The sequence below is a fragment of the Nocardia sp. NPDC051787 genome (genome assembly GCF_040681325.1).
Taxonomy (GTDB): Bacteria; Actinomycetota; Actinomycetes; order Mycobacteriales; family Mycobacteriaceae; genus Nocardia.
In genome coordinates this window covers 328,257-349,186 of record NZ_JBFAYO010000002.1, presented here as the reverse complement: position 1 = coordinate 349,186, position 20,930 = coordinate 328,257, and the positions used below count along the sequence as shown (strand labels likewise).

Genomic DNA, 20,930 nt, shown 5'->3' with positions numbered 1-20,930 from the left:
AGGGGCCGCATCGTCGGGGGTGCTTGATCTCGATGCGGTCGTCAGGGGCCCGATGCGCGATGTCGGTAACGCGCTTCGCTCGCTTGCCTCGGGTTGTGGTCGTTGTTCGTGAATGACGGTGTTGTGCAGCCAGGCTGGTCGCAACGGTGCGATCGGTCACCTAACATGCCAGTTCATGGCGATGTTCGTGCACTTGACATCGGCCGCGAACGCGCCGCGCATCCAACGGTCAGGGATACGGGCGGCCAGCCGCGGTCAAGGCGGTGTGCGGGGGGTGTACTGCTTCCCGGTGCTGCAGTCGTACACCCTCACCCACCAATGGCTGCGTGAACTGGCCCGCTTCGGTAGCCGGGGCGGGCTTGTGGCCGTCCACGTGCGGCTGGACGACGACCAGCACGTGCTGGTCGGGCGCTATGCAGATCGGGCAGGCGGCGCCCAGCCCACCGTCGAGGCCGCCGAGGCGGTCCGGCGGATCGCCGCACTGGACGACCCGCGGGGGTGGGAGGTATTCGTACCTCGGGCGATCCGGCCGCGTGAAGTGCACCGAATCCGCCCGGCGCCACAGGTTGTCGGCTGGCGGTACCAGCCGGACGCGCACGGCGTCCGTCCCTGCACCTGCTTCGGATGCCGGGTGCGCGGAGGGTACGGGGCGCGGCGGATGCGGGAGCGCTTGCCGCATCCGCTGGACGGTCCGCCGCCATCCGCCAGAGCACTGCTCGCCAGCATCATGGCAGCCGGCGATCCCGGAGACCCAGCCGTGCTGCAGAAGGCGCTGCACTGGTTCGGTATGCGTCGACGGGGGCCGCTTGCTCAGCTCGCCCGCCTCGCTGCCCATCCGCACCCCAGCGTGCGGGAGGAGTTGGTGTGGGCGGTCGCGGGATGGTCCACCCCTGGGGTCGCTGAGCTGCTGGACGGTCTCGCCGACGATCCGCACCCTGACGTCCGGGAGGCGGTAGAGGCGGTCCGTGAAGCGAGCGACGGTCGGTGAAGCCAGCGATTGCTCCGCGAACCGCGAGCGGTTCCGGGATCAATTGCTGGAGCGATTCCGCAGCTGCCCCACACCCCAGTACACCAACCACGCCGCGACGCCGAGGTAGAGGAAACACGCGGCCACCGCCAAGATGCCGTAATCCACTGCCCATCGGGGGATTTCGATCACGGCGAGCAGGCCCGTGACGATCATCACCAGGCCCAGTACCAGTGCGATCGGCGCCAGTGGAGCGAGCTCCGTGTCGCGGTCGTCGGGAGATGGTTCGTGGGGCATGCGGTCAAGGCTCCTGCTCGCGGTCTCAGCGTTCACGGCAGATGACAACCGGGTTCGGGGCGTGGTGCAGGAGATTCTGGCTGGTCGACCCGACCAGGAGTCCGGTGAGGCGGTTGTGCCCGCGGCTGCCGGTCAGCACCAATTGCGTGCTCTCGGCGTATTCGAGCAGCGCCTGCGCGGGCGTGTTCTTCTGGACCACTTTGGTCACGGTGACGTCCGGGTACTTCTCGCTCCACCCGGCCATGCGCTCGGATAGCAGTTCCTCCTCCTGCTGGGCCAGCGTCTCCCAGGCGTCGGGCACCGGGGTCCACTGCAACAGGTCGGGGTCGTTCCAGGCGTGCAACGCGATCACCTCGACATCCAGCGCCGACGCCAGCTCGAACGCCTCGCCGACCGCCGCGGTGCCTGCGAGGCTGCCGTCGACGCCGACCAGCACGGGCCGCCCGTCCGGCAGTGGCTGGCCGGTGCTGCCACGCCACACCGCCACCGGGCAGGCCGCCTTGTTCGCGACCGTCAGGGTGGTGGATCCAAGGAGCATTGTGGTGAGCCGGTCGCTGAAGTTCGCCGCGACGACGATCATGCGTGCGACGGCGCTGTGCTCGATCAGCTTGCGTGCGGGCATGCCGTCTTCGACGAACTGGCGGATTTCCACCCGCGGCTGATCGGCGCGCACGGCCTCGAACGCCTCGTCGAGCTTGTTCTTCGCCGCGGCCCGGAGTTCGGGCAGCAGATTGATCGCAGACGACGAGGTCAGCGGGTAGTCGAGGGTGGGAGCGACACCGAGCAGTACAAGTGGGGCGTGCAGGCGATTCGCGATGGCACCCGCCCAGCGGGCTGCCGCCAGCGCGGTGGCGGTGCCGTCGATTCCGACGACGATCGACTGGCGATCGGCGAGCGTGCTCATCTGTTCTCCGGTTGATCGCTGCGACGTGGTTGACTTCACAGTTGCAGCCGACCCCCCGCGCCGAACGGGGTCGCCGGGCCTCGATGACAGGGACCTAAGACCCTTCATTGGGGTACCACATCTGCGATGCGGGCTGGGTTGCTTCCTGGTAACCGGCGCCGACGTGGGTGACCCGGCCCGTGGGGCAGTCCGGACCCTAGCGGGCGAACCGGTCGATGGCGCACAGGATGGCGGTGCGCATGGCCGGGCTGCCGGTGTGCCCGGAATTCTCGATGACCTGTAGTTCGGCATCGGGCCACGCCTGCGCTAGTTGCCAGGCCGTGTACAGCGGACCGCTCAGGTCGAGCCTGCCGTGGATCAGCACGCCGGGGATGCCCGCGAGCCGGTGCGCATCGCGCAGTAATTGCCCGTCCTCCAGCCAGGCGGCGTTGGCGAAATAATGCGTGCAGATCCGCACGAACGCCAGTTGCGCCGCGTCCGGCTTGGCACTGTATTGCCCTGGGGTGCCGAGGTTTTCGTGGGCGATCACCGCGTCTTCCCAGGCGCACCAGCGCCGCGCCGCCAGTTCCCGCGTCGCCGCGCCGGGGCTTTCCATCAGCTTGCGATAAGCCTCGACGAGGTCGCCGTCGCGCTCGGCGAGGGGAACGCCGGCGCGGAAGGTGTCCCACTGCTCGGGCAGCAGCCGCGCGACGCCGCGATAGAGCCAGTCGATCTCTTCGGGTCTGGTCATCGTGACTGCGACGAGCACGATCTCGCTGACCCGCTCCGGGTAGCGCTGGGAGTAGGCGAGGATCAACGTCGACCCCCAGGAACCGCCGTATAGCAGCCACCGATCGACGCCGAGGTGCTCGCGCAACCGTTCCATGTCGGCGATCAGGTGGTCGGTGGTGTTGTGTGCCATGTCGACCGCGGGGTCGGAGGCGTTCGGCAGGCTCTCCCCACACCCGCGCTGATCGAACAGGACGATCCGGTAGACCTGTGGGTCGAACGACTTCCGCGCGCCCCGCCGTCCGCCGCCGCCGGGGCCGCCGTGCACGACCAGTGCTGGTTTGCCGGTCGGATTACCGCTGGTCTCCCAGTAGATCCGCTGGCCGTCCCCGACGTCGAGCAACCCGTGGGCGTACGGGTCGAGGTCGGGAAACGGCTGGGGTGCTTCGGCTTCCGGGTCAGGCGTGGACATGGACGACCACGGTACCCGCGGACGTCGCTCAGGCCGCCTGCGCCGCGGGGGCCGGTGCGCCGACCCGCTCCCTGATGCGCAGCGAGGCCGAGAGCGCCGCGGTACCGGCGGTGCAGGCCGCGGCCCCGCCCACGTGCACGACGACCAGCGCCGCGGGCACATCGGTGAAGTACTGCACGACGCCGACCAGCGCCTGCGAGCAGACCAGTCCGAGCAGGACCAACAGCCGGGTGCGCACCGCGGGCGTGATGCCGACGGCGAAGAGGCCGAAGGCCAGGCCGATCAGCAGTGCGAGATACCCGACCAGCAGTTGCGAGTGCAGGTGCACCAGCGTGACGATCTCGACCTCCAGCCGCTCGACGGGCCGCTCGATGCTCTTGTCGCCCGCGTGCGGACCCGCCGCGGTCACCAGGGTGCCCGCGATCAAGACGGCGCCGAGCGCGACGCCGGTGAGCGCGGTCAGCCAGCGCAGCGGTGCCGGCGCCTGGACGGTGTCGATGCCGTCGTCGGGTTCGCCGATCTTCGCGTACAGCACCACCGCGAGCCAGACCATCACCATGGACGCGAGCAGGTGCGTCGCGACGGTCCACCACAGCAGTCCGGTGCGCACCGTGATACCGCCGATGATCGCCTGCACGACCGTGCCGCCGGGCATCAGCCAGGCGTACACCAGCACTTCGCGGCGCCGTCGCGCCCGGGTCACCGCGAGGACGACCAGCCCGGCGCACAGCGAGACGACGAAGGTGAGCAGCCGATTGGAGAACTCGACGGCCTGGTGGATCGCCGGAACCTCCGACACCGCGACCGGCGTGAAGCTGCCGGGGAAGCACTGCGGCCAGGTGGGGCAACCGAGACCGGACGCGGTGACCCGCACGACGGCGCCGGTGACCGAGATGCCCGCCTGGGAGAGGATCACCGCGACCGCGATGAGGCGCTGCGCCCGCAGCGAGGGCAGCGGCAGCTTGTCGACGAGTCGCAGGAACGCGCGATACAGCACGTCGAAAATGGTAGCCCGGCCGGATCCGGCCACCGCACCCGGTCTACTACATTCGGTCGTTGGCTGGCTCAGTGGAAGCGGAACAGCCGGGTCGCGAGGACGCCGGCCACCGCGCCCCACACCGCGAGCACGGCCAGGCCGAACCAATCGAGGCTGTTGCGCATCGCGTCCTCCAAAGCGACCGCCAGCGCGCCCGAGGGCACCAGCCGGGCCAGCACGCTCACCGCGGTCGGCAGGTCGTCGCGGGCGAACACGATGCTGGCGATGCCGAGCATGACGAACCACAGGATGTTCGCCAGCGCGAGAACCACCTCTGCCTTGAGCGTGCCGCCGAGCAGCAGCCCCATCGCCGCGAAGGTGGCGGTGCCGAGCGCGATCACAGCGGCGCCCAGCAGCAACCCGACGGGTGCGGGTCGCCAGCCCAGCGCGACGCCGATCAGGCCGAGCAGGACCGCTTGCAGCACCACGACGATGAGCACCGCCGCGCTCTTGCCCGCGATGACGCCCCAGCGCGGCAACGCCGTCGCGCCGAGCCGCTTGAGCGCGCCGTAGCGGCGGTCGAAGCCGACCGCGATGGCCTGACCGGTGAACGCGGTGGACATCACGGCCACCATCATCACCGCGGGCACGATCGTGTCCACCCGGTGGGTGCCCAGGTCGCCGAACGGCAGCAGGCTCAGACCGACCAGCAGCGTGATCGGGATGAACATGGTCAGCAGCAGCTGTTCGCCGTTGCGCAGCAACAGGATCAGCTCGAGCCGGGTCTGCGCGAACATCATCGCGGCGCGGGAACTCGGGCGCGGGGCGGGGGCGAAGGTGCCCGGCGCGAAGCGGTTGGCGGTCGAATCGTGTGTGCTCATCCGCGCAAATCCCGTCCGGTCAGTTCCAGGAAGACGTCTTCGAGACGGCGCTGATCGATCCGGATGTCGGTGGCCAGCACGTTCATTCGCGCGCACCACGCGGTGACGGTCGCGAGCACCTGCGGAGTGATCTCGCCCTCCACCAGATACGTCCCCGGCGCGGTCTCCCTGGGCGCGAAGCCTTCCGGCAGCGCCGCCTGCAACAACTCCAAGTTCAGTTTGGCCGGCGCGCAGAACCGCAGCTGCCCGGCCGCGCCATGGGCGGTGACCTCGGCCGGAGTGCCGGAGGCGACGATGCGGCCGTGGTCGATGATCACCAGCTGGTCGGCGAGCTGCTCGGCCTCGTCCATCATGTGCGTGGTGAGCACGACGGTCACCCCGTCGCGGCGCAGGGCGTCGATCAGTTCCCAGACCATCAGCCTGGCCTGGGCGTCCAGACCCGCGGTCGGCTCGTCCAAGAAGACGATCTCCGGCTTGCCCACCAGGGCGCAGGCCAGCGCGAGGCGCTGCTGCTGGCCGCCGGAGAGGCGACGGTAGGGCGTGCGCCGGTTGTCCTGGAGACCCAGCGTGCGCAGCAGCCAGTCGGGATCGAGCGGATCGGCGGAGTAGGCGGCCACCAAGTCGAGCATTTCGCCCGCTCGCGCACCCGGATACGCGCCGCCGCCTTGGAGCATGACGCCGATACGGGGACGAAGCCGTTCGGAATCGGTGACCGGGTCCAGGCCGAGCACTCGCACCGAACCCGCGTCCGGGGCGGCGAACCCCTCGCACATCTCCACCGTCGTGGTCTTGCCCGCCCCGTTCGGTCCGAGCAGCGCGAGCACCTGCGCCGGTTCGACGTCGAACGTCAGGCCGTCCACCGCCGTTGTCTCGCCGTAACGCTTGACGACATCGCCGACGCTGACGGCAGGTCCGGAAGTCACTGTCACGACTTCGCCTCGCTGGCGCTCGGCTGCCTCGCGCCCGCTGGTGCTGTGTTGATGGTTCCCTCGCTGCGCTCGGTCACGACTCCGCCTCGCTGGCGCTCGGCTGCGTCGTGCCCGCTGGTGCTGTGTTGATGGTTCCCTCGCTGCGCTCGGTCACGATCTCACACCGTAAGAGGTGGGCACCTGTGACGGAGCCGACACCCCCGTCTGCCCACGCCAGGGCAGCGCGTTGCGCGTGATCACGATGAACAGCACTCCGACGATCACGGTGGCGATGGCGGCACCCACGATCTGGAAGACCTCGAGGTTGGCGCCGCGCGGCATCAGGATCACGCTCACAACCGCCGAGAAGACCACCGCAGGAACGCGGAACACCGGCCGGGTGGCCCACGCGGCCATCGGCACGATCGCCCACAGCAGATACCACGGCTGCACCACCGGGAACAGCAGCACGATCGCGCCCAGCGCCACGCCGAGCGCGCCCACCGCGTGCAGCCGCCCGGTGCCGGTGGCCACCAGCATGCGCACCGTGAAGAAGCCCGCGACCACCGCCGCGATCGGCCGGGTGATGCTCAGCAGCGCGGTGGTGTGATCGCCCAGCCCCAGCAGCACACCGCCGAATCCGGTGATGATGCCGAGCGCGGTTGGCAGCGACATCCAGCTGCGCACCGCGTTCGCGGTGTTCAGCGTGTAGATCCAGCCGAATCCGAGCCCGCTGACCGAACTGATGAACAGCGTTGTGCCGATGGCGATCGCGCCGAGCATGGCGGCCGCGACGGCGACCGAGCGCAGCGAAGCGCCCCACCGCCGCGCCAGCGCCATCCCGACGAACCCGAGCACGATGATCGAAGTGAACTTGATCGTCGACGAGAGCGTGATGATGATCGCCCCGCTGATCAGCCACGCGTAGGCCCGGCCGTCGAACGGGTGGGTGTCCTCGATGGCGCGCAGGCAGAACTCGAGGCCCGCGAGCATCAACCCGAGCATCAGCGCGTCGTTGTGCACGCCGCCCACCAGGTGGAACAGCACCAGCGGGTTGGCCGCGCCGAGCCACAGCGCGCTCACCGGCGCGACGCCGCAGCGCACCGACAGCCGCGGCAGCGCCCAGACGATCAGCGCGACGCCACCCAGGGCCAGCATCCGGTGCACCCAGACGCCCGCGATGATGTTGTCGCCGGTGAGTTCGGCGATTCCGCGACCGATCCACAGGAACAGCGGACCGTACGGCGCGGGAGTATCGCGCCAAATGGTCGGAACGTTGTTGGTGAGGACGTTGTCGATGCCCAGCCCCGCGACCGGCCCCTCCTCATAGGGATCGATGCCGCGCGCGGCGATCTCGCTCTGCGCCAGATAGGAGTACACGTCGTTGCTGAACAGCGGCGGCGCCACGCTGAGTGGGATGATCCACAGCAACAGCGTGCGGTCCAGCTGCGAGCGGGTCAGCCGGTGGATGGGGGAGCCGCCGATGCCGCCCACCGCGAACCGGCCCAGCAGCAGCCAGGCCAGCACCACCACGACGGTGCCGGTCATGCACATGGCCAGCGAGCCGGTGTGCGCACGGGCGAAGATGCCGAGCACGCGAACGCCGGAGGTCGGGTTCTGATGCACCGGCTGCGCGCCGATGCCGAGCGCGCTGATCGCCATCAGCACCGTGCCCGTCGCGCCCATCAGGCGGATCCGCTCCAGCTGCGCCAGCTCTTTGCGGTCGAGTCCGGGCACTTCCGATTCGTCACGATGCAGCACCGCGATCGTGTGATCGGGCGTGGGCACATCGAGTCCGAGTGCCCGGCGCCCGAACGCCAGTGTCCTACGCCGCGCGCCCTCCAGTACCGCCACGAGACGAAGCCTAGTTCGGGCGGCGGTCGCCCACCGCGAACGGGCACCGGTCGTTCCGATCGGACCCCTCCCGTCCGCGGGGCACAATCGACGCATGGTTTCGGAGTCCAGGCGGCGGATCGAGGTCGCCGCGTGCGGGCTGCTGGCGCGGCACGGGTATCACGGGTTCGGGCTGAAAGCGTTGAGCGAGGCGGCCGAACTGCCGTACGGCTCGATCTACCACCACTTCCCGGGCGGCAAGGAGGAGATCGCGGTCGCCGCGATCACCGGTACCGGGGTGTTGACCGGCCGGATGATCCGGCAGGCTCCGAACGACGTGTTCGCCACCATGACGACGCTGTTCGAATTCATGGTCGCCAAGCTTGCGGACTCGGACTGGACCGACGGGTGCCCGATCGGCACGCCCGCGCTGGATGGCGGCAGCGACGTCGATGCGGTGCGCTCGGCCTGCGTGACCGCCTTCGACACCATGGAGCGAGCTTTCGCCGGGCTGCTCACCGAGCTGGGCCTGGGTGGGGAAGAAGCCGCGGCGTTGGCCACCACCGTGGTCGCCGCCTATGAGGGCGCCACGATTCTGGCCCGGATCAGGCAATCGGACGCGCCGCTGCGAACCGTGGCGGATTCCATGGAGCGGCTGATCCGGTCGACGTTCGCCGCGAACGGCGCCGGGTTCGCACCAGGCGATGCGTCGGTCCCCGGGGCAGGTCCGGTGGCCGGGCAAGCGGCAGCCGGAAATATTTCGGAAATGCCCCTCGATCAGGGCGATTCGGCGTAATTCCTTGACTAGAAAGAACGTTCTAGCGACACTCGGACGATGAAGCGTCTGATGCTCACCGGTCCCGGCGAAATGCGCTGGGAGGAACACCCGGAACCTGAACTGAGCGAGCCCGGCCAGGCACTGGTGCGGCCGGTCGCGCTGGGCCACCTGCGACCTCGACCCCGCCGTCTTGCGCGGAGCGTTCCCGCTGGCCGGGCCGTATCCATTCGGGCACGAGGGCGTCGCCGAAGTGGTCGCGGCCGGTCCGGAAGTCCGCAGCGTCACCGTGGGCGATCTGGTGGTCGTGCCCTTTCAGATCTCCTGCGGGAATTGCCGGGCATGCGCGCGTGGCAGGACTGGGAACTGCGGCAGCCATCCGCCGCTGTCCACCTTCGGGCTGGGTCCCCTTGGCGGGCTGGACTGGGGCGGATTGTGGGCCGACCTCGCCTTGGTGCCGCACGCCGACGCCATGCTCGTCCCGCTGCCGTCCGGCGTCGACCCGGCCGCCGTGGCCAGCGCCAGCGACAACATCCCGGACGCCTATCGCTCCGTCGGGCCGCAACTCGCCGCCGATCCGGGTGCCGAAGTCCTGGTGATCGGCGGACCCGCCGCCCCATCGATCGGCCTGTACGCCGCCGGGCTCGCGGCAGCCCTCGGCTCCGCTCGCGTTGTCTATCTCGATGACTCCGCTGAGCGGTTGGAGATCGCGAAGTCGCTCGGAGCCGACTCGATCGAGGGTCCGCAGGATGCCCGTGTCGGCCGGTTCCCGATCATCGTGGAGGCGGCGGGCGGGCCGAAGGCGCTGCGCGCCGCGATCGACGCCACCGCCTACGACGGCTGGTGCACCAGCGTCAGCGTCCAGCTGCAGGATGTCGCGCTGCCGATCCTCGATATGTACACCCGCTGCTGCACCTTCCACACCGGCCGCGCGCACGTCCGTCCGGTCATTCCCGCGGTCCTCGAGCTGGTCGCCGCGGGCCGCTTCGATCCGGCGCTCGTCACGACCGCCACGGCCGCGTGGGACGAGGCCGTGGACGCGCTACTGGAGACGCCGATGAAGCTGGTCGCCGTGCGGTGAATGCCGCTTGTGACCAATCGCACTCCATGAGCTCATCACCGCTCTGACCGTCAGGCCGGGCGTGTTCGCCAGGAGTGATGACGGGCATTCGATGGGTGAGCGGTCGCCGACCGGTTCATTCAACGGTGCTTATCCGCAGGTCGGCCCGGGGATGGCGGGCGGAGGCGGCGGGTGGGTGACCGTCCTGAGTGAACGCTCGGCGCCATGTAATTCGCGCAGGTCACTGGGGTCGATAACTCAGGGGACCCTTATTAGATTTCGGGAACGAATTCCGCCACACTGATGTTGTGAAAACCGTGGGTTTGCGGAGAGACGACGCAGGAGCCGGTCGCAGGGCCGACGCCGGGTCGGTCGCTGCGCCCGCGACGGTCGGCGGCGAGGGACATACCCGTGCGGCCATCGTCCAGTTGCTGCTGGAGGAAGGGCCGATCACCGCGACCGCCATCGGGAGCAGGCTGGGCCTGGCCCCGGCGGGCGTGCGCAGGCACTTGGACGCCCTGATCGAGTCCGGTCAGGCACGAGCCGGCCGATCGGCGCCGTGGCAGCAGAAGGGCCGCGGTCGCCCGGCCAAGCAATACCAGCTCACCGCGGCGGGACGAGGCAAACTGGGCCACGCCTACGACGATCTGGCCGGAGCCGCGATGCGGCAGCTCGGCAAGATCGGCGGCGATCAGGCCATCACCGAGTTCGCCCGCCAACGGGCACGCACTATCGTGGCCGGGATCGAACCGGTCGCGGAGCACACTCCGGAGCAGACCGAGGCCAAGGCCGAGGAGATCGCCGAAGCGTTCACCGACGCCGGTTTCGCCGCCACCACCCGCAAGGTGGGCGCGGGCGTGCAGATCTGCCAGCACCACTGCCCGGTCTCGCACGTCGCCGAGAAGTTCCCGCAGTTGTGCGCGGCCGAACTCGAGGCGTTCCGTGAGTTGCTCGGCACACACGTGCAGCGGCTGGCGACGATCGCCAACGGCGACTGCGCGTGCACCACGCACGTGCCGCTGGTGGTGCCACCGATAGCCCACACCACAACGTCAGCACAAACCGCTGCACAGCCCGCAGCGGTACGAACGAACGACTCCGGAAGGAGTGCCGAATGACGACGACCACCGACCAGGTGCAACCGCTCACCCAGGAAGAGACCATCGCCTCGCTGGGTAAATACGGTTACGGCTGGGCCGATTCGGATGTGGCCGGCGCCAGTGCGCAACGAGGTCTGTCCGAGGCGGTTGTCCGCGACATCTCGGCGAAGAAGAACGAGCCGGAATGGATGCTCGACCAGCGGCTCAAGGCGCTGCGCATCTTCGATCGCAAGCCGATGCCGATCTGGGGCTCCAATCTCGAGGGCATCGACTTCGACAACATCAAGTACTTCGTGCGCTCGACCGAGAAGCAGGCCGCGTCCTGGGACGAGCTGCCCGAGGACATCAAGAACACCTACGACAGGCTCGGCATCCCGGAGGCGGAGAAGCAGCGGCTGGTCGCCGGTGTCGCCGCGCAGTACGAGTCCGAGGTCGTCTACCACCAGATCCGCGAGGACCTCGAGGCCCAGGGCGTGATCTTCCTGGACACCGACACCGGTCTCAAGGAGCACCCGGAGATCTTCCAGCAGTACTTCGGCTCGGTGATCCCCGCCGGTGACAACAAGTTCTCCGCGCTGAACACCGCGGTGTGGTCGGGCGGCTCGTTCATCTACGTGCCGCCTGGCGTGCACGTCGACATCCCGCTGCAGGCCTACTTCCGGATCAACACCGAGAACATGGGCCAGTTCGAGCGGACGCTGATCATCGTCGACGAGGGCGCCTACGTGCACTACGTCGAGGGCTGCACCGCTCCCATCTACAAGTCCGACTCGCTGCACTCCGCGGTGGTGGAGATCATCGTGAAGAAGGGCGGCCGCTGCCGCTACACCACCATCCAGAACTGGTCGAACAACGTCTACAACCTGGTCACCAAGCGGGCCAAAGCCGAGGCGGGCGCGACCATGGAGTGGATCGACGGCAACATCGGCTCCAAGGTCACCATGAAGTACCCCGCCGTCTGGATGACCGGCGAGTACGCCAAGGGCGAGGTCCTGTCGGTGGCGTTCGCCGGTGAAGGCCAGCACCAGGACACCGGCGCGAAGATGCTGCACCTCGCCCCGCACACCTCCTCGACCATCGTGTCGAAGTCGGTGGCGCGTGGCGGCGGCCGGGCCTCCTACCGCGGCCTGGTGCAGGTGAACAAGGGCGCGCACGGCTCGAAGTCCACGGTGAAGTGCGACGCGCTGCTGGTCGACACGATCAGCCGCTCCGACACCTACCCCTACGTCGATATCCGCGAGGACGACGTGACCATGGGCCACGAGGCGACCGTCTCCAAGGTCTCCGAGGACCAGCTGTTCTACCTGATGAGCCGCGGCCTCACCGAGGACGAGGCGATGGCGATGGTGGTGCGCGGCTTCGTCGAGCCGATCGCCAAGGAACTGCCGATGGAATACGCGCTCGAACTGAACCGCCTGATCGAACTGCAGATGGAAGGAGCCGTCGGCTGATGGCAATCGAGAACGTTGCCGAAGCGGCCGAGGCTCGTACTCCCGCGGTCAACAAGGGCGAGGTGTTCACCTCGTTCGACGTGGATGCTTTCGAGGTGCCCTCCGCCAAGGACGAGGCGTGGCGCTTCACGCCGCTGCGCCGTCTGCGCGGACTGCAAGACGGCACGGCGGTCCGTGACGGCCGCGCGACCGTCGAGGTGGCGGCGGCCGACGGCGTGACGGTGGAGACGGTCGACCGTGCCGACGCCCGGCTGGGCGAGGGCGGTGTGCCGTCGGATCGCGTTGCCGCGCAGGCCTACTCGGGCTTCGAGCAGGCCACCGTCGTGTCGATCGGCAAAGAGGTCGAGGTCGGCGAGCCGGTGACCATCACGATCACCGGCCCCGGCGAGGGCAAGACCGCCTACGGTCATCTGCAGATCCGCCTGGACCGCTTCGCCAAGGCCACCGTGGTCATCGACCAGCGCGGCAGCGGGACATACGCGGAGAACGTGGAATTCGTGCTCGGCGACTCCGCCAAGCTGACCGTCGTCGCTGTTCAGGACTGGGCTGACGACGCCGTCCACACCACAGCGCACCACGCCAAGCTCGATCGCGACGCCACCCTGCGGCACACCTCGGTCACCCTCGGCGGCGACCTGGTCCGACTGACCGGGAACGTCCGCTACGACGGCCCCGGCGGCGACGCCGAACTGCTCGGCCTCTACTTCGCCGACGCGGGCCAGCACTTCGAACAGCGCCTGCTGGTCGACCACGCGGTGCCGAACTGCAAGTCGAGGGTGCTGTACAAGGGTGCGCTGCAAGGCGACCCGGCTCTGTCCGATGGACGCTCCGCAAGCTCCGCGTCTGGGCCGAAGGGCGATGCCCGCACCGTGTGGGTGGGCGACGTGCTCATCCGCGCCGCGGCCGAGGGCACCGACACCTTCGAGGTGAACCGCAACCTGGTGCTCACCGATGGGGCCAGGGCCGACTCGGTGCCGAACCTGGAAATCGAAACCGGCGAGATCGTCGGCGCGGGACACGCGTCCGCGACCGGCCGGTTCGATGACGAGCAGCTGTTCTACCTGCGCGCCCGCGGCATCCCGGAGGACGCCGCCCGCCGTCTGGTGGTGCGTGGGTTCTTCCACGAGATCATCCAGAAGATCGCGGTTCCCGAGGTCCGGGAGCGGCTGGAGGCGGCCATCGAGGCCGAACTCGCCGCCATCGGCGCCTGAACAACGACCCCATACCCCGCAAAGGAATTCGAATTCGATGACCACCCTGGAAATCAAGGACCTGCACGTCGAGGTCGCCAACCCCGACGAGTCCGGCGAGCCCATCAAGATCCTCAAGGGCGTGAACCTCACGGTGAAATCCGGTGAGACGCATGCGATCATGGGCCCGAACGGCTCCGGCAAGTCGACGCTGTCCTACGCGATCGCCGGTCACCCGAAGTACACGGTGACCTCCGGCTCGATCACGCTGGACGGCGAGGACGTGCAGGAGATGTCGGTCGACGAGCGCGCGCGTGCGGGCTTGTTCCTCGCCATGCAGTACCCGGTCGAGGTTCCCGGCGTCTCGATGTCGAACTTCCTGCGCACCGCCGCCACCGCCGTTCGCGGCGAGGCCCCCAAGCTGCGGCACTGGGTCAAGGAGGTGAAGGAGTCGATGAGCGAGCTGGAGATCGACGCCGCCTTCGCCGACCGCAGCGTGAACGAGGGCTTCTCCGGCGGTGAGAAGAAGCGCCACGAGATCCTGCAGCTGGGCCTGCTCAAGCCGAAGATCGCGATCCTGGACGAGACCGACTCCGGCCTGGACGTCGACGCGCTGCGCATCGTCTCCGAGGGCGTCAACCGCTACAAGGAGCGCGAGGACGGCGGCGTCTTGCTGATCACGCACTACACCCGCATCCTGCGCTACATCCAGCCGGAATTCGTGCACGTCTTCGTCGGCGGTCGCATCGTCGCCGAGGGCGGCCCCGAACTCGCCGAGGAACTCGACGCCAACGGCTACGTCCGCTTCACTCAGTCCGCGACCGCTGGAGCCTGATATGACCGCTACGGTCCGCACCCTCGACGTCGCCCGCATCCGGGCCGACTTCCCGATCCTGAGCCGCACGGTCCGGGACGGGAAACCGTTGGTGTACTTGGACTCCGGCGCGACCGCGCAGCGGCCGATCGGGGTGCTCGAGGCCGAACGCGACTTCCTGATCACCAGCAACTCGGCGGTGCACCGCGGCGCGCATCAGCTGGCCGAGGAGGCGACCGACGCCTATGAGGGCGCGCGGGCCGATATCGCGCGGTTCGTCGGCGTCGACGCGGGCGAGATCGTGTTCACCAAGAACGCCACCGAGTCGCTGAACCTGGTGACCTACGCGTTCGCCGACAACCGGTTCCCGTACCACGTCGGGCCGGGCGACGAGATCGTCATCACCGAGCTGGAGCACCATGCGAATCTGGTGCCCTGGCAGGAGCTGGCCCGCCGCACCGGCGCGACGCTGAAGTGGTACGGCGTCACCGACGAGGGCCGCATCGATCTGGACTCGCTGGAATTGTCGCCCGCCACGAAGGTGGTCGCGTTCACCCATCAGTCGAACGTCACCGGTGCCGTCGCCCCGGTCGCGGAGTTGGTGCGCCGGGCCGAGAACGTCGGTGCGCTGGTGGTGCTGGACGCCTGCCAGTCGGTGCCGCACATGCCGGTGGACTTCCGTGAGCTCGGCGTCGATTTCGCCGCGTTCTCCGGGCATAAGATGCTCGGCCCGTCGGGCGTCGGCGTGCTCTACGGCCGCCGCTCGCTCTTGGAGGAGATTCCGCCGTTCATCAGCGGCGGGTCCATGATCGAGACCGTGTTCATGGACCACAGCACCTACGCCCCGCCGCCGCAGCGGTTCGAGGCGGGCGTGCCGATGACCTCGCAGGTGGTCGGATTGGGCGCGGCCGTGCGGTATCTGGAAGAGATCGGGATGGACGCCGTTGCCGCCCATGAGCATACGCTGGTCAGCGCGGCGCTGGAGGGCCTCGGCGCGATCGAGGGTGTGCGCATCATCGGGCCGACCGAGAACATCGACCGCGGCGGCGCGGTGGCGTTCGTGGTCGACGGCATCCACGCGCACGACGTCGGACAGATCCTGGACGACGAGGGCGTCGCGATCCGGGTGGGCCACCACTGTGCGTGGCCGCTGCACCGGCGTTTCGGCATCGCCGCCACCGCCCGCGCATCCTTCGCGGTCTACAACACCGTCGCCGAGGTGGACGCGTTGGTCGCCGCGGTGCGGAAGGCCCAGAGCTTCTTCGGGGTTGCATAAGACATGCGCATGGAGCAGATGTACCAGGAAGTGATCCTGGACCACTACAAGCACCCGCATCGCCGCGGGCTGCGGGAGCCGTTCGGCGCCGAGGTGCACCACGTGAACCCGACCTGCGGCGACGAGGTGACCCTGCGCGTCGCGCTGGATGACAACGGCGATGTCGCCGACGTCTCCTACGATGGGCAGGGCTGCTCGATCAGCCAGGCCGCCACGTCGATCCTCACCGATCAGGTCATCGGGCTCCCGGTGCAGCAGGCGCTGAAGGTGGTCGACTCCTACAGCGAGATGATCTCCAGCCGCGGCACCATCGAAGGCGACGAAGACGTGATCGGCGACGGCATCGCCCTCGCCGGGGTGTCGAAGTACCCCGCACGGGTGAAGTGTGCGCTGCTCGGGTGGATGGCGTTCAAGGACGCCGTCCTGCGGATCGGCCCCGAGCAGCCCGCCGCCACCGCAGAAGAGAAGTGAAGCGTCCGATGGGAAACGGGGAAGCGTCATGAGTGACACACCGGCCACCGACACGACCGAGCAGGCCGAGCTGTCCGCCGAGGACATCAAGCTGCTCGAGGACATCGAAGAGGCGATGCGCGACGTCGTCGACCCGGAACTCGGCATCAACGTCGTCGACCTGGGCTTGGTCTACGGGTTGCGCGTCGACCAGGATAATGTCGCCGTCCTCGACATGACGCTGACCTCCGCGGCCTGCCCGCTGACCGATGTCATCGAGGACCAGTCGCGCAACGCGCTGGTGCGCAGCGGACTGGTGGAAGACCTGAAGATCAACTGGGTCTGGATGCCGCCGTGGGGCCCGGACAAGATCACCGAGGACGGCCGCGAACAGCTGCGCGCGCTCGGCTTCACGGTTTAGGCGTACCTCCGCCCTCCGCCTTCGCGTAGCGCCGTTCGACATCGGGCCCGGATCGCAACGATCCGGGCCCGTCCCATGTCCTTGCGCGGCGGCAGGCTTCCTGGGTCGTCATGCGGCATCGGCGTACTCGTCCCGCTATTGGACGGATTCGATGACGGCGGCAATGATTGCGGGGTGCCGATTCCTGGGCGCATCCGGTCGGCTTTGCCGTCGCGGTAAGCAGCCTTGCGATGGGGTCGGTGTTGGGCGCGGGATCGGCGAACGCGGCGGGCTTGTACGCGGCGATCGCGATGAGCGGGGGTTCTTGGACGTACGGGGTGAGCACCGATGAGGCGGGCTTCGACGAGGCAAGGGCCGCGGCGCTCGCCAACTGCGGTGCCGCCGACTGCGAGGTGCTGGCCTCGTGGGCGAACGGCTGCGGTGCGCTGGCCGAGAGCAACGAGGGTGTGGCCGCGGGGTCCGGTCCGAACCGTGCCGAGGCCGAGCGTGCCGCCTATCAGCGGCTCGCGGAGTTCACCCCGATGGCGCAGCTGGCCAACGTCGGTTCCGCCAGCCTGAGCGGCGCGAAGATCGTCGAGGTCGTTTGCACGAGCAACGCCCGCTGATACGACGGTGAGATTCCGGGGCCCGGATCCACGAGGGGTCCGGGCCCGTTCGCGGGCTCGCCTTCTCGCGAAAGGCGGGTTCGCCGGCCACCGCGCGCTCTGCCGTAGGGCGAGCCGACCGAAAAGCGTGCGGTAGCTGGCCTTTGGGGTTCCTGATCGGGAGCCTACGCGGCCGAGCACAACCGAATGTACGACGTGGTCCATACCGCACGGTGTGGGAAGCCTGATGTTGGACAAGGCAAGTGAGCGGGACGATGATCTGAGCCCTGAGTCTGTCGGAGACGGGGAGGATCGTATGTCGGTGCCGCACAAGGCTGCCCTTGGTCTGGCGGTGGTGTCCGCCGCCACCTGCGCCATAGTCGGCAGTCCTGCGGGCCAAGCGCGTGCGGCCGGGGCTTACCATGGCGCGATCGCGCTTTCGTCGAGCACCGGCGCGATCGGGTCGGCGGTCAACTTCTCGACCGCCGCCGCGGCCGAGACCGCCGCCCGTTCCCAGTGCGGTATCAGCGACTGCCGGACGGTCGTACAGTTCTGGAATGCCTGTGGGTCGCTGGTCCGGGGAGCCGACGGTCGCCACGGTTGGGCGTGGGCGGCCACCCGGGCCGACGCCGAACGCCGGGCCATCGAGTTCCTCGGTCCCAGCGCCCCGCCTTTCCCCGATCTCGGCAGCGCTGTGCCGCGCCCCGCCACAGTGCGCCTCACGGTCTGTACGATGACCGCCGGATAGCTCAGCGGCGCAGTATCTTCCGGGCCAGCCAGTTGCCGGAGAACTGGATGCCCTGCACACCCGCGATGATGATCAGCGCCGCGACCAGCGTGACCTGCCAATCGAAGCGCTGATATCCGTAGACCAGAGCGAAGTCGCCGACGCCCCCACCTTCGACCGTGCCCGCCATCGCGGACATGTCGACGATCGCGATCACCACGAACGTGTAGCCGAGAATCAACGGGCCGAGCGCCTCGGGAATCAGCAGGGTCAGGATGATCCGCAGCGGGCCCGCGCCCACCGCGCGCGCCGCCTCGATCACGCCGGGATCGACCGTCACCAGGTTCTGCTCGACGATGCGCGCGATGCCGAACGACGCCGCGACTATCATCACGAACGCCGCCGCCTCGGTGCCGATGGTCGTGCCCACCACCTCGAGCGTCACCGGGCCGAGCGCGGCGAGCAGGATGATGAACGAGATCGGCCGCACCACATTGACGATCACGTTCAGCAGCAGGTTGACCGGCGCGTTCGCCAGCAGCCCGCCCTTGCGGGTGGTGTAGAGCGCGGTACCGAGCACCACGATGGTGACGCCGAAGTCGCGATTGATCTTCCGCAGTAGCCGCAGCACCTCGCCGGTGGTTTCCGGGTCCAGTGCCGAGGTCGGCTCGTAGGCCAGCAGCAACGACGGCGAGGTGTCCAGCGCCCTGGCGATGCCGACACGCTGCTTCTGGCCGCCGGACAGCTGATCCGGATAGCTGCGCGCCTTGTCCGACAATCCGACGAAGTCGAGCAGTTCGGCGACGCGCGCCTTGCGTTCCGCGCGTTTCCGGCCCGCCACCTTCAGCAGGTACTCGACATTCCCGCGGCCGTGCGCGATTGGAATAGGTTGAACTGCTGGAACACCATCCCGATGTCGCGCCGCAGCCGCCGCACCTGCGCCTCCGGCGCATCCGTGATGGGCGTGCGGGAGATCTCGATGGTGCGGGCGGCTTCCCTGCCTGTTCGCCAGTAGGTTGCTCGCGGTCGGTTCGTTGTTGGTTGTACCCCGAATGGCACCGGAGAGGATGTTATAGCAGCGTTTCCTGATGGTTGCTACAAAGTTGCTAATCACCATGGGGGTGGGTGTGAGAATGAGTCCGGTCACGCGAGTTCGTCCCAGTCGGAATCCACCCACTTTCCTGGAAGGGAGCTCGGTTATGGCAGCACAGGACATGGCCACCGAAAGCAGGACGATGTCGGAGGGTCGGCGTGAGGAGATGGCGGATGTCCGGGGGGAGGTGGAGATGCTGCGGATGCGGTTGGACGAGGCGCGGCAGGAGGCACAGAGTGCCCGCCAGTACGCGATGCAGGCCAGCGGGTTGGCACGGCAAGCCCAGGCGCAGGCCCGTCAGGTGCAGCATCAGGCGCAGATGGCCCAGCAGGACGCGAACCAGGCCAATCAGCAAGCTCAGCAGGCCCGGCAGCAGGCCATTCTGGCGGCGAATCAAGCCCAGCAGGCCCAAAGTGAGGCCGACCGGGCCCAAAACCAGGCCCAGCAGGCCCAAGGGGAGGCCAATCAGTCCCAGCAACGCGCGGCCTCCGCGCAGGATCAGGCCGATCAGGCCACGCAGCTGGCGCAGCAGGCGGAGGATCAGGCCAGCCGCACCCAGGATCGGTCCAGCCAGTGGGAGATGCAGCTGCATCAGATCCGCCAGCAGGCCCGGCAGCTGCAGGGTCGCTGACCGGCGGACGGATACCGAGTGAGTACGCGCCGACGGACCGGCGCACCGGAAGCCCGGTGCGTTCGGTTCGCCGGTCCGGGAGAGGTGGGTGGCGATGAGTGATCAGACCCCGCCTCCCCCGGCGGAGGAGCCGGGGGTCGATGTCGAGGTGGTGGTACCTCAGGCGCTGAGCGCCGGGGTATATGCGAACGGATTCACCTGCTGGTACAACCGGACTGATTTCACCGTCGACTTCTTGGTCTATCTGCCCGCCGAACCCGGTGCGGTCAAGAGCGACGGGCCCGTGATGCGGCAGCCCGTGCAGGTGGTATCCCGCGTGAAATTCCCGCCCGCGTTGATCTTCCGATTGATGCAGACGCTCAACGATGCGATGAGCAACTACGAACGCCAGTTCGGGCACATCACCCACCTCGGCGAATAGCCGTCGAGCCGATTACGCGTCAGGAGAAACCCGCGATGGTCACCCGGTCCGGCCCGGTCATCCTCGTCGCCTGTGCGCTCGACCGCTCGGTCATGCCCGATCCAGCCGTGCGGTATCAGCCCGAACCGATCACCGGTCGCCGCTACCAGCCCGTCACCGTCGCTCCACGACCGGCGCCCACATCCCACCCCATCGTCTCCAGGCGGCCCGCGGGCAGCGTGGGGTGAGGCCGGGATCGGCGATCGGCGCGGTCCCTCGGCCGTCACGTCGCTGTGCCGGGCTCTGGACCAGCCACCGGTATCCGGCGAAACCCGTGCGGTCCGGCCGCGGAAGTGGACAGGATGCCGGAGTGGACGAGATGACGTATCTGTGGTCGAGACAGGCACTGCACGCGACGGCGGAGTTGCTGATCGCGGGGCCGCAGTACCAGAAGTTCGGCACAATCCGGCTGCGGGCCGCGCCCGGGGGATTCGGGGGTGTGCGGTGGCCTGTTTCGGTCGGCGGCGCCGAGCTGGTGTGGCCGGAGGGACGGACCCCACTGGAGGGAACCTACCGCGAGGTGGCGCGCGTGGCAGGCTTCGAACCGGGAGCGCCGGAGGGTTCCTATTCGGACACGACCGGTGTCGATCCCGACGCCGCGATCGAGCTGGACCCGTCGGCGGCTGGGCTGATCGAGGAGTGGTTCGCGGTGGGGGACAGGGCGTTACGCTGCCTGGCACCCGAGGTGACGCCGGTGCTGTGGCCGGAGCATTTCGATCTGGCGAGCACGCTGGACGAGGTGAACTATGGCGTGTCGCCGGGCGACGACGCGCATCCCGGACCGTACGCCTATGTCGGACCGTGGACCCCGCGCAGCGGCGATTTCTGGAACGCGCCGTTCGGCGCGCTGCGTCCGCGCGACAAGGTGCACACCGTTGCCGCGCTATTGCAATTCTTCGAGGAAGGCCGGGAACGGGCTGCTCAGAGCTGACCCCAAGTCGACCGGTTCGGT

The 20,930-nt window shown here is 68.6% G+C and carries 24 protein-coding genes; 16 read left to right on the top strand and 8 right to left on the bottom strand.

The features are described 5' to 3' along the window. Window positions 1-175 precede the first annotated feature (175 nt). Window positions 176-988, top strand: coding sequence for a HEAT repeat domain-containing protein (locus tag AB0M45_RS03530; RefSeq protein WP_364322455.1), 813 nt, complete (start codon window positions 176-178; stop codon window positions 986-988). Window positions 989-1,027: 39 nt separating this feature from the next. Here AB0M45_RS03530 and AB0M45_RS03525 read toward each other — a convergent pair whose 3' ends face one another. The 7 genes from AB0M45_RS03525 to mptB form a co-directional block, all read right to left on the bottom strand. Next, window positions 1,028-1,264: a hypothetical protein gene (locus AB0M45_RS03525; RefSeq protein ID WP_364322453.1), complete on the bottom strand. Its 237-nt coding sequence runs from the start codon at window positions 1,262-1,264 to the stop codon at window positions 1,028-1,030. Window positions 1,265-1,289: 25 nt separating this feature from the next. Beyond that, window positions 1,290-2,168, bottom strand: a complete 879-nt coding sequence (locus AB0M45_RS03520; protein WP_364322451.1) for a universal stress protein — start codon at window positions 2,166-2,168, stop codon at window positions 1,290-1,292. Between the two features lie 196 nt (window positions 2,169-2,364). Further along, window positions 2,365-3,348, bottom strand: coding sequence for a prolyl aminopeptidase (gene pip / locus AB0M45_RS03515; protein ID WP_364322449.1), 984 nt, complete (start codon window positions 3,346-3,348; stop codon window positions 2,365-2,367). Between the two features lie 28 nt (window positions 3,349-3,376). Continuing rightward, the gene (locus AB0M45_RS03510; protein ID WP_364322447.1) at window positions 3,377-4,345 is read right to left on the bottom strand and encodes a heme A synthase; all 969 of its coding nucleotides are present in this window, start codon (window positions 4,343-4,345) and stop codon (window positions 3,377-3,379) included. Between the two features lie 68 nt (window positions 4,346-4,413). Further along, window positions 4,414-5,205 carry an ABC transporter permease gene (locus AB0M45_RS03505; RefSeq protein ID WP_364322445.1) on the bottom strand — a complete coding sequence of 264 codons (792 nt, stop codon included), beginning with the start codon at window positions 5,203-5,205 and terminating at the stop codon, window positions 4,414-4,416. Beyond that, the gene (locus AB0M45_RS03500) at window positions 5,202-6,128 is read right to left on the bottom strand and encodes an ABC transporter ATP-binding protein (protein ID WP_364322585.1); all 927 of its coding nucleotides are present in this window, start codon (window positions 6,126-6,128) and stop codon (window positions 5,202-5,204) included. Before AB0M45_RS03500 ends, AB0M45_RS03505 begins: the two co-directional genes overlap by 4 nt. A gap of 156 nt (window positions 6,129-6,284) precedes the next feature. Further along, the gene (mptB, locus tag AB0M45_RS03495) at window positions 6,285-7,967 is read right to left on the bottom strand and encodes a polyprenol phosphomannose-dependent alpha 1,6 mannosyltransferase MptB (protein ID WP_364322443.1); all 1,683 of its coding nucleotides are present in this window, start codon (window positions 7,965-7,967) and stop codon (window positions 6,285-6,287) included. A 94-nt stretch (window positions 7,968-8,061) separates the two neighbouring features. On the opposite strand from mptB, the gene AB0M45_RS03490 reads away from it, so the two are divergent. The 11 genes from AB0M45_RS03490 (at window position 8,062) to AB0M45_RS03440 (ending at window position 17,815) form a co-directional block, all read left to right on the top strand. Beyond that, window positions 8,062-8,742, top strand: coding sequence for a TetR/AcrR family transcriptional regulator (locus AB0M45_RS03490; protein WP_364322441.1), 681 nt, complete (start codon window positions 8,062-8,064; stop codon window positions 8,740-8,742). A 172-nt stretch (window positions 8,743-8,914) separates the two neighbouring features. Next, entirely contained in the window at window positions 8,915-9,802 is an 888-nt protein-coding gene (locus AB0M45_RS03485; RefSeq protein WP_364322439.1) for an alcohol dehydrogenase catalytic domain-containing protein, read from the top strand. Between the two features lie 296 nt (window positions 9,803-10,098). Next, window positions 10,099-10,899, top strand: a complete 801-nt coding sequence (locus AB0M45_RS03480) for a metalloregulator ArsR/SmtB family transcription factor (RefSeq protein ID WP_364322583.1) — start codon at window positions 10,099-10,101, stop codon at window positions 10,897-10,899. Next, window positions 10,896-12,332 carry a Fe-S cluster assembly protein SufB gene (gene sufB / locus AB0M45_RS03475; protein ID WP_364322437.1) on the top strand — a complete coding sequence of 479 codons (1,437 nt, stop codon included), beginning with the start codon at window positions 10,896-10,898 and terminating at the stop codon, window positions 12,330-12,332. Before AB0M45_RS03480 ends, sufB begins: the two co-directional genes overlap by 4 nt. Continuing rightward, complete coding sequence (gene sufD / locus AB0M45_RS03470) at window positions 12,332-13,543, top strand: Fe-S cluster assembly protein SufD (RefSeq protein ID WP_364322435.1); 1,212 nt, start codon at window positions 12,332-12,334, stop codon at window positions 13,541-13,543. Before sufB ends, sufD begins: the two co-directional genes overlap by 1 nt. A gap of 37 nt (window positions 13,544-13,580) precedes the next feature. Continuing rightward, window positions 13,581-14,357, top strand: a complete 777-nt coding sequence (gene sufC, locus AB0M45_RS03465; protein WP_364322433.1) for a Fe-S cluster assembly ATPase SufC — start codon at window positions 13,581-13,583, stop codon at window positions 14,355-14,357. A 1-nt stretch (window position 14,358) separates the two neighbouring features. Beyond that, a complete protein-coding gene (locus tag AB0M45_RS03460) occupies window positions 14,359-15,612 on the top strand; it encodes a cysteine desulfurase (protein WP_364322431.1) in 1,254 nt (417 codons plus the stop codon). 3 nt (window positions 15,613-15,615) lie between these two features. Continuing rightward, complete coding sequence (gene sufU / locus AB0M45_RS03455) at window positions 15,616-16,083, top strand: Fe-S cluster assembly sulfur transfer protein SufU (RefSeq protein WP_364322429.1); 468 nt, start codon at window positions 15,616-15,618, stop codon at window positions 16,081-16,083. A 28-nt stretch (window positions 16,084-16,111) separates the two neighbouring features. Next, window positions 16,112-16,483 carry a metal-sulfur cluster assembly factor gene (locus AB0M45_RS03450; protein WP_364322427.1) on the top strand — a complete coding sequence of 124 codons (372 nt, stop codon included), beginning with the start codon at window positions 16,112-16,114 and terminating at the stop codon, window positions 16,481-16,483. A gap of 230 nt (window positions 16,484-16,713) precedes the next feature. Then, a complete protein-coding gene (locus tag AB0M45_RS03445) occupies window positions 16,714-17,088 on the top strand; it encodes a DUF4189 domain-containing protein (RefSeq protein WP_364322425.1) in 375 nt (124 codons plus the stop codon). A gap of 295 nt (window positions 17,089-17,383) precedes the next feature. Then, the gene (locus AB0M45_RS03440; protein WP_364322423.1) at window positions 17,384-17,815 is read left to right on the top strand and encodes a DUF4189 domain-containing protein; all 432 of its coding nucleotides are present in this window, start codon (window positions 17,384-17,386) and stop codon (window positions 17,813-17,815) included. 1 nt (window position 17,816) lies between these two features. On the opposite strand, the gene AB0M45_RS03435 is transcribed toward AB0M45_RS03440, so the two are convergent. Next, on the bottom strand, window positions 17,817-18,635 hold the full coding sequence (locus AB0M45_RS03435) for an ATP-binding cassette domain-containing protein (protein WP_364322421.1): 819 nt from the start codon (window positions 18,633-18,635) through the stop codon (window positions 17,817-17,819). 358 nt (window positions 18,636-18,993) lie between these two features. Between AB0M45_RS03435 and AB0M45_RS03430 the strand changes: the two genes are divergently transcribed. The 4 genes from AB0M45_RS03430 to AB0M45_RS03415 all read left to right on the top strand — a co-directional run bounded on the left by AB0M45_RS03430 (window position 18,994) and on the right by AB0M45_RS03415 (window position 20,909). Beyond that, the gene (locus tag AB0M45_RS03430; protein WP_364322419.1) at window positions 18,994-19,518 is read left to right on the top strand and encodes a hypothetical protein; all 525 of its coding nucleotides are present in this window, start codon (window positions 18,994-18,996) and stop codon (window positions 19,516-19,518) included. Window positions 19,519-19,612: 94 nt separating this feature from the next. After that, window positions 19,613-19,939, top strand: coding sequence for a DUF3467 domain-containing protein (locus AB0M45_RS03425; protein WP_364322417.1), 327 nt, complete (start codon window positions 19,613-19,615; stop codon window positions 19,937-19,939). Between the two features lie 35 nt (window positions 19,940-19,974). Beyond that, window positions 19,975-20,166, top strand: coding sequence for a hypothetical protein (locus AB0M45_RS03420; RefSeq protein WP_364322415.1), 192 nt, complete (start codon window positions 19,975-19,977; stop codon window positions 20,164-20,166). A gap of 131 nt (window positions 20,167-20,297) precedes the next feature. Beyond that, the gene (locus AB0M45_RS03415; protein WP_364322581.1) at window positions 20,298-20,909 is read left to right on the top strand and encodes a hypothetical protein; all 612 of its coding nucleotides are present in this window, start codon (window positions 20,298-20,300) and stop codon (window positions 20,907-20,909) included. Window positions 20,910-20,930 lie beyond the last annotated feature (21 nt).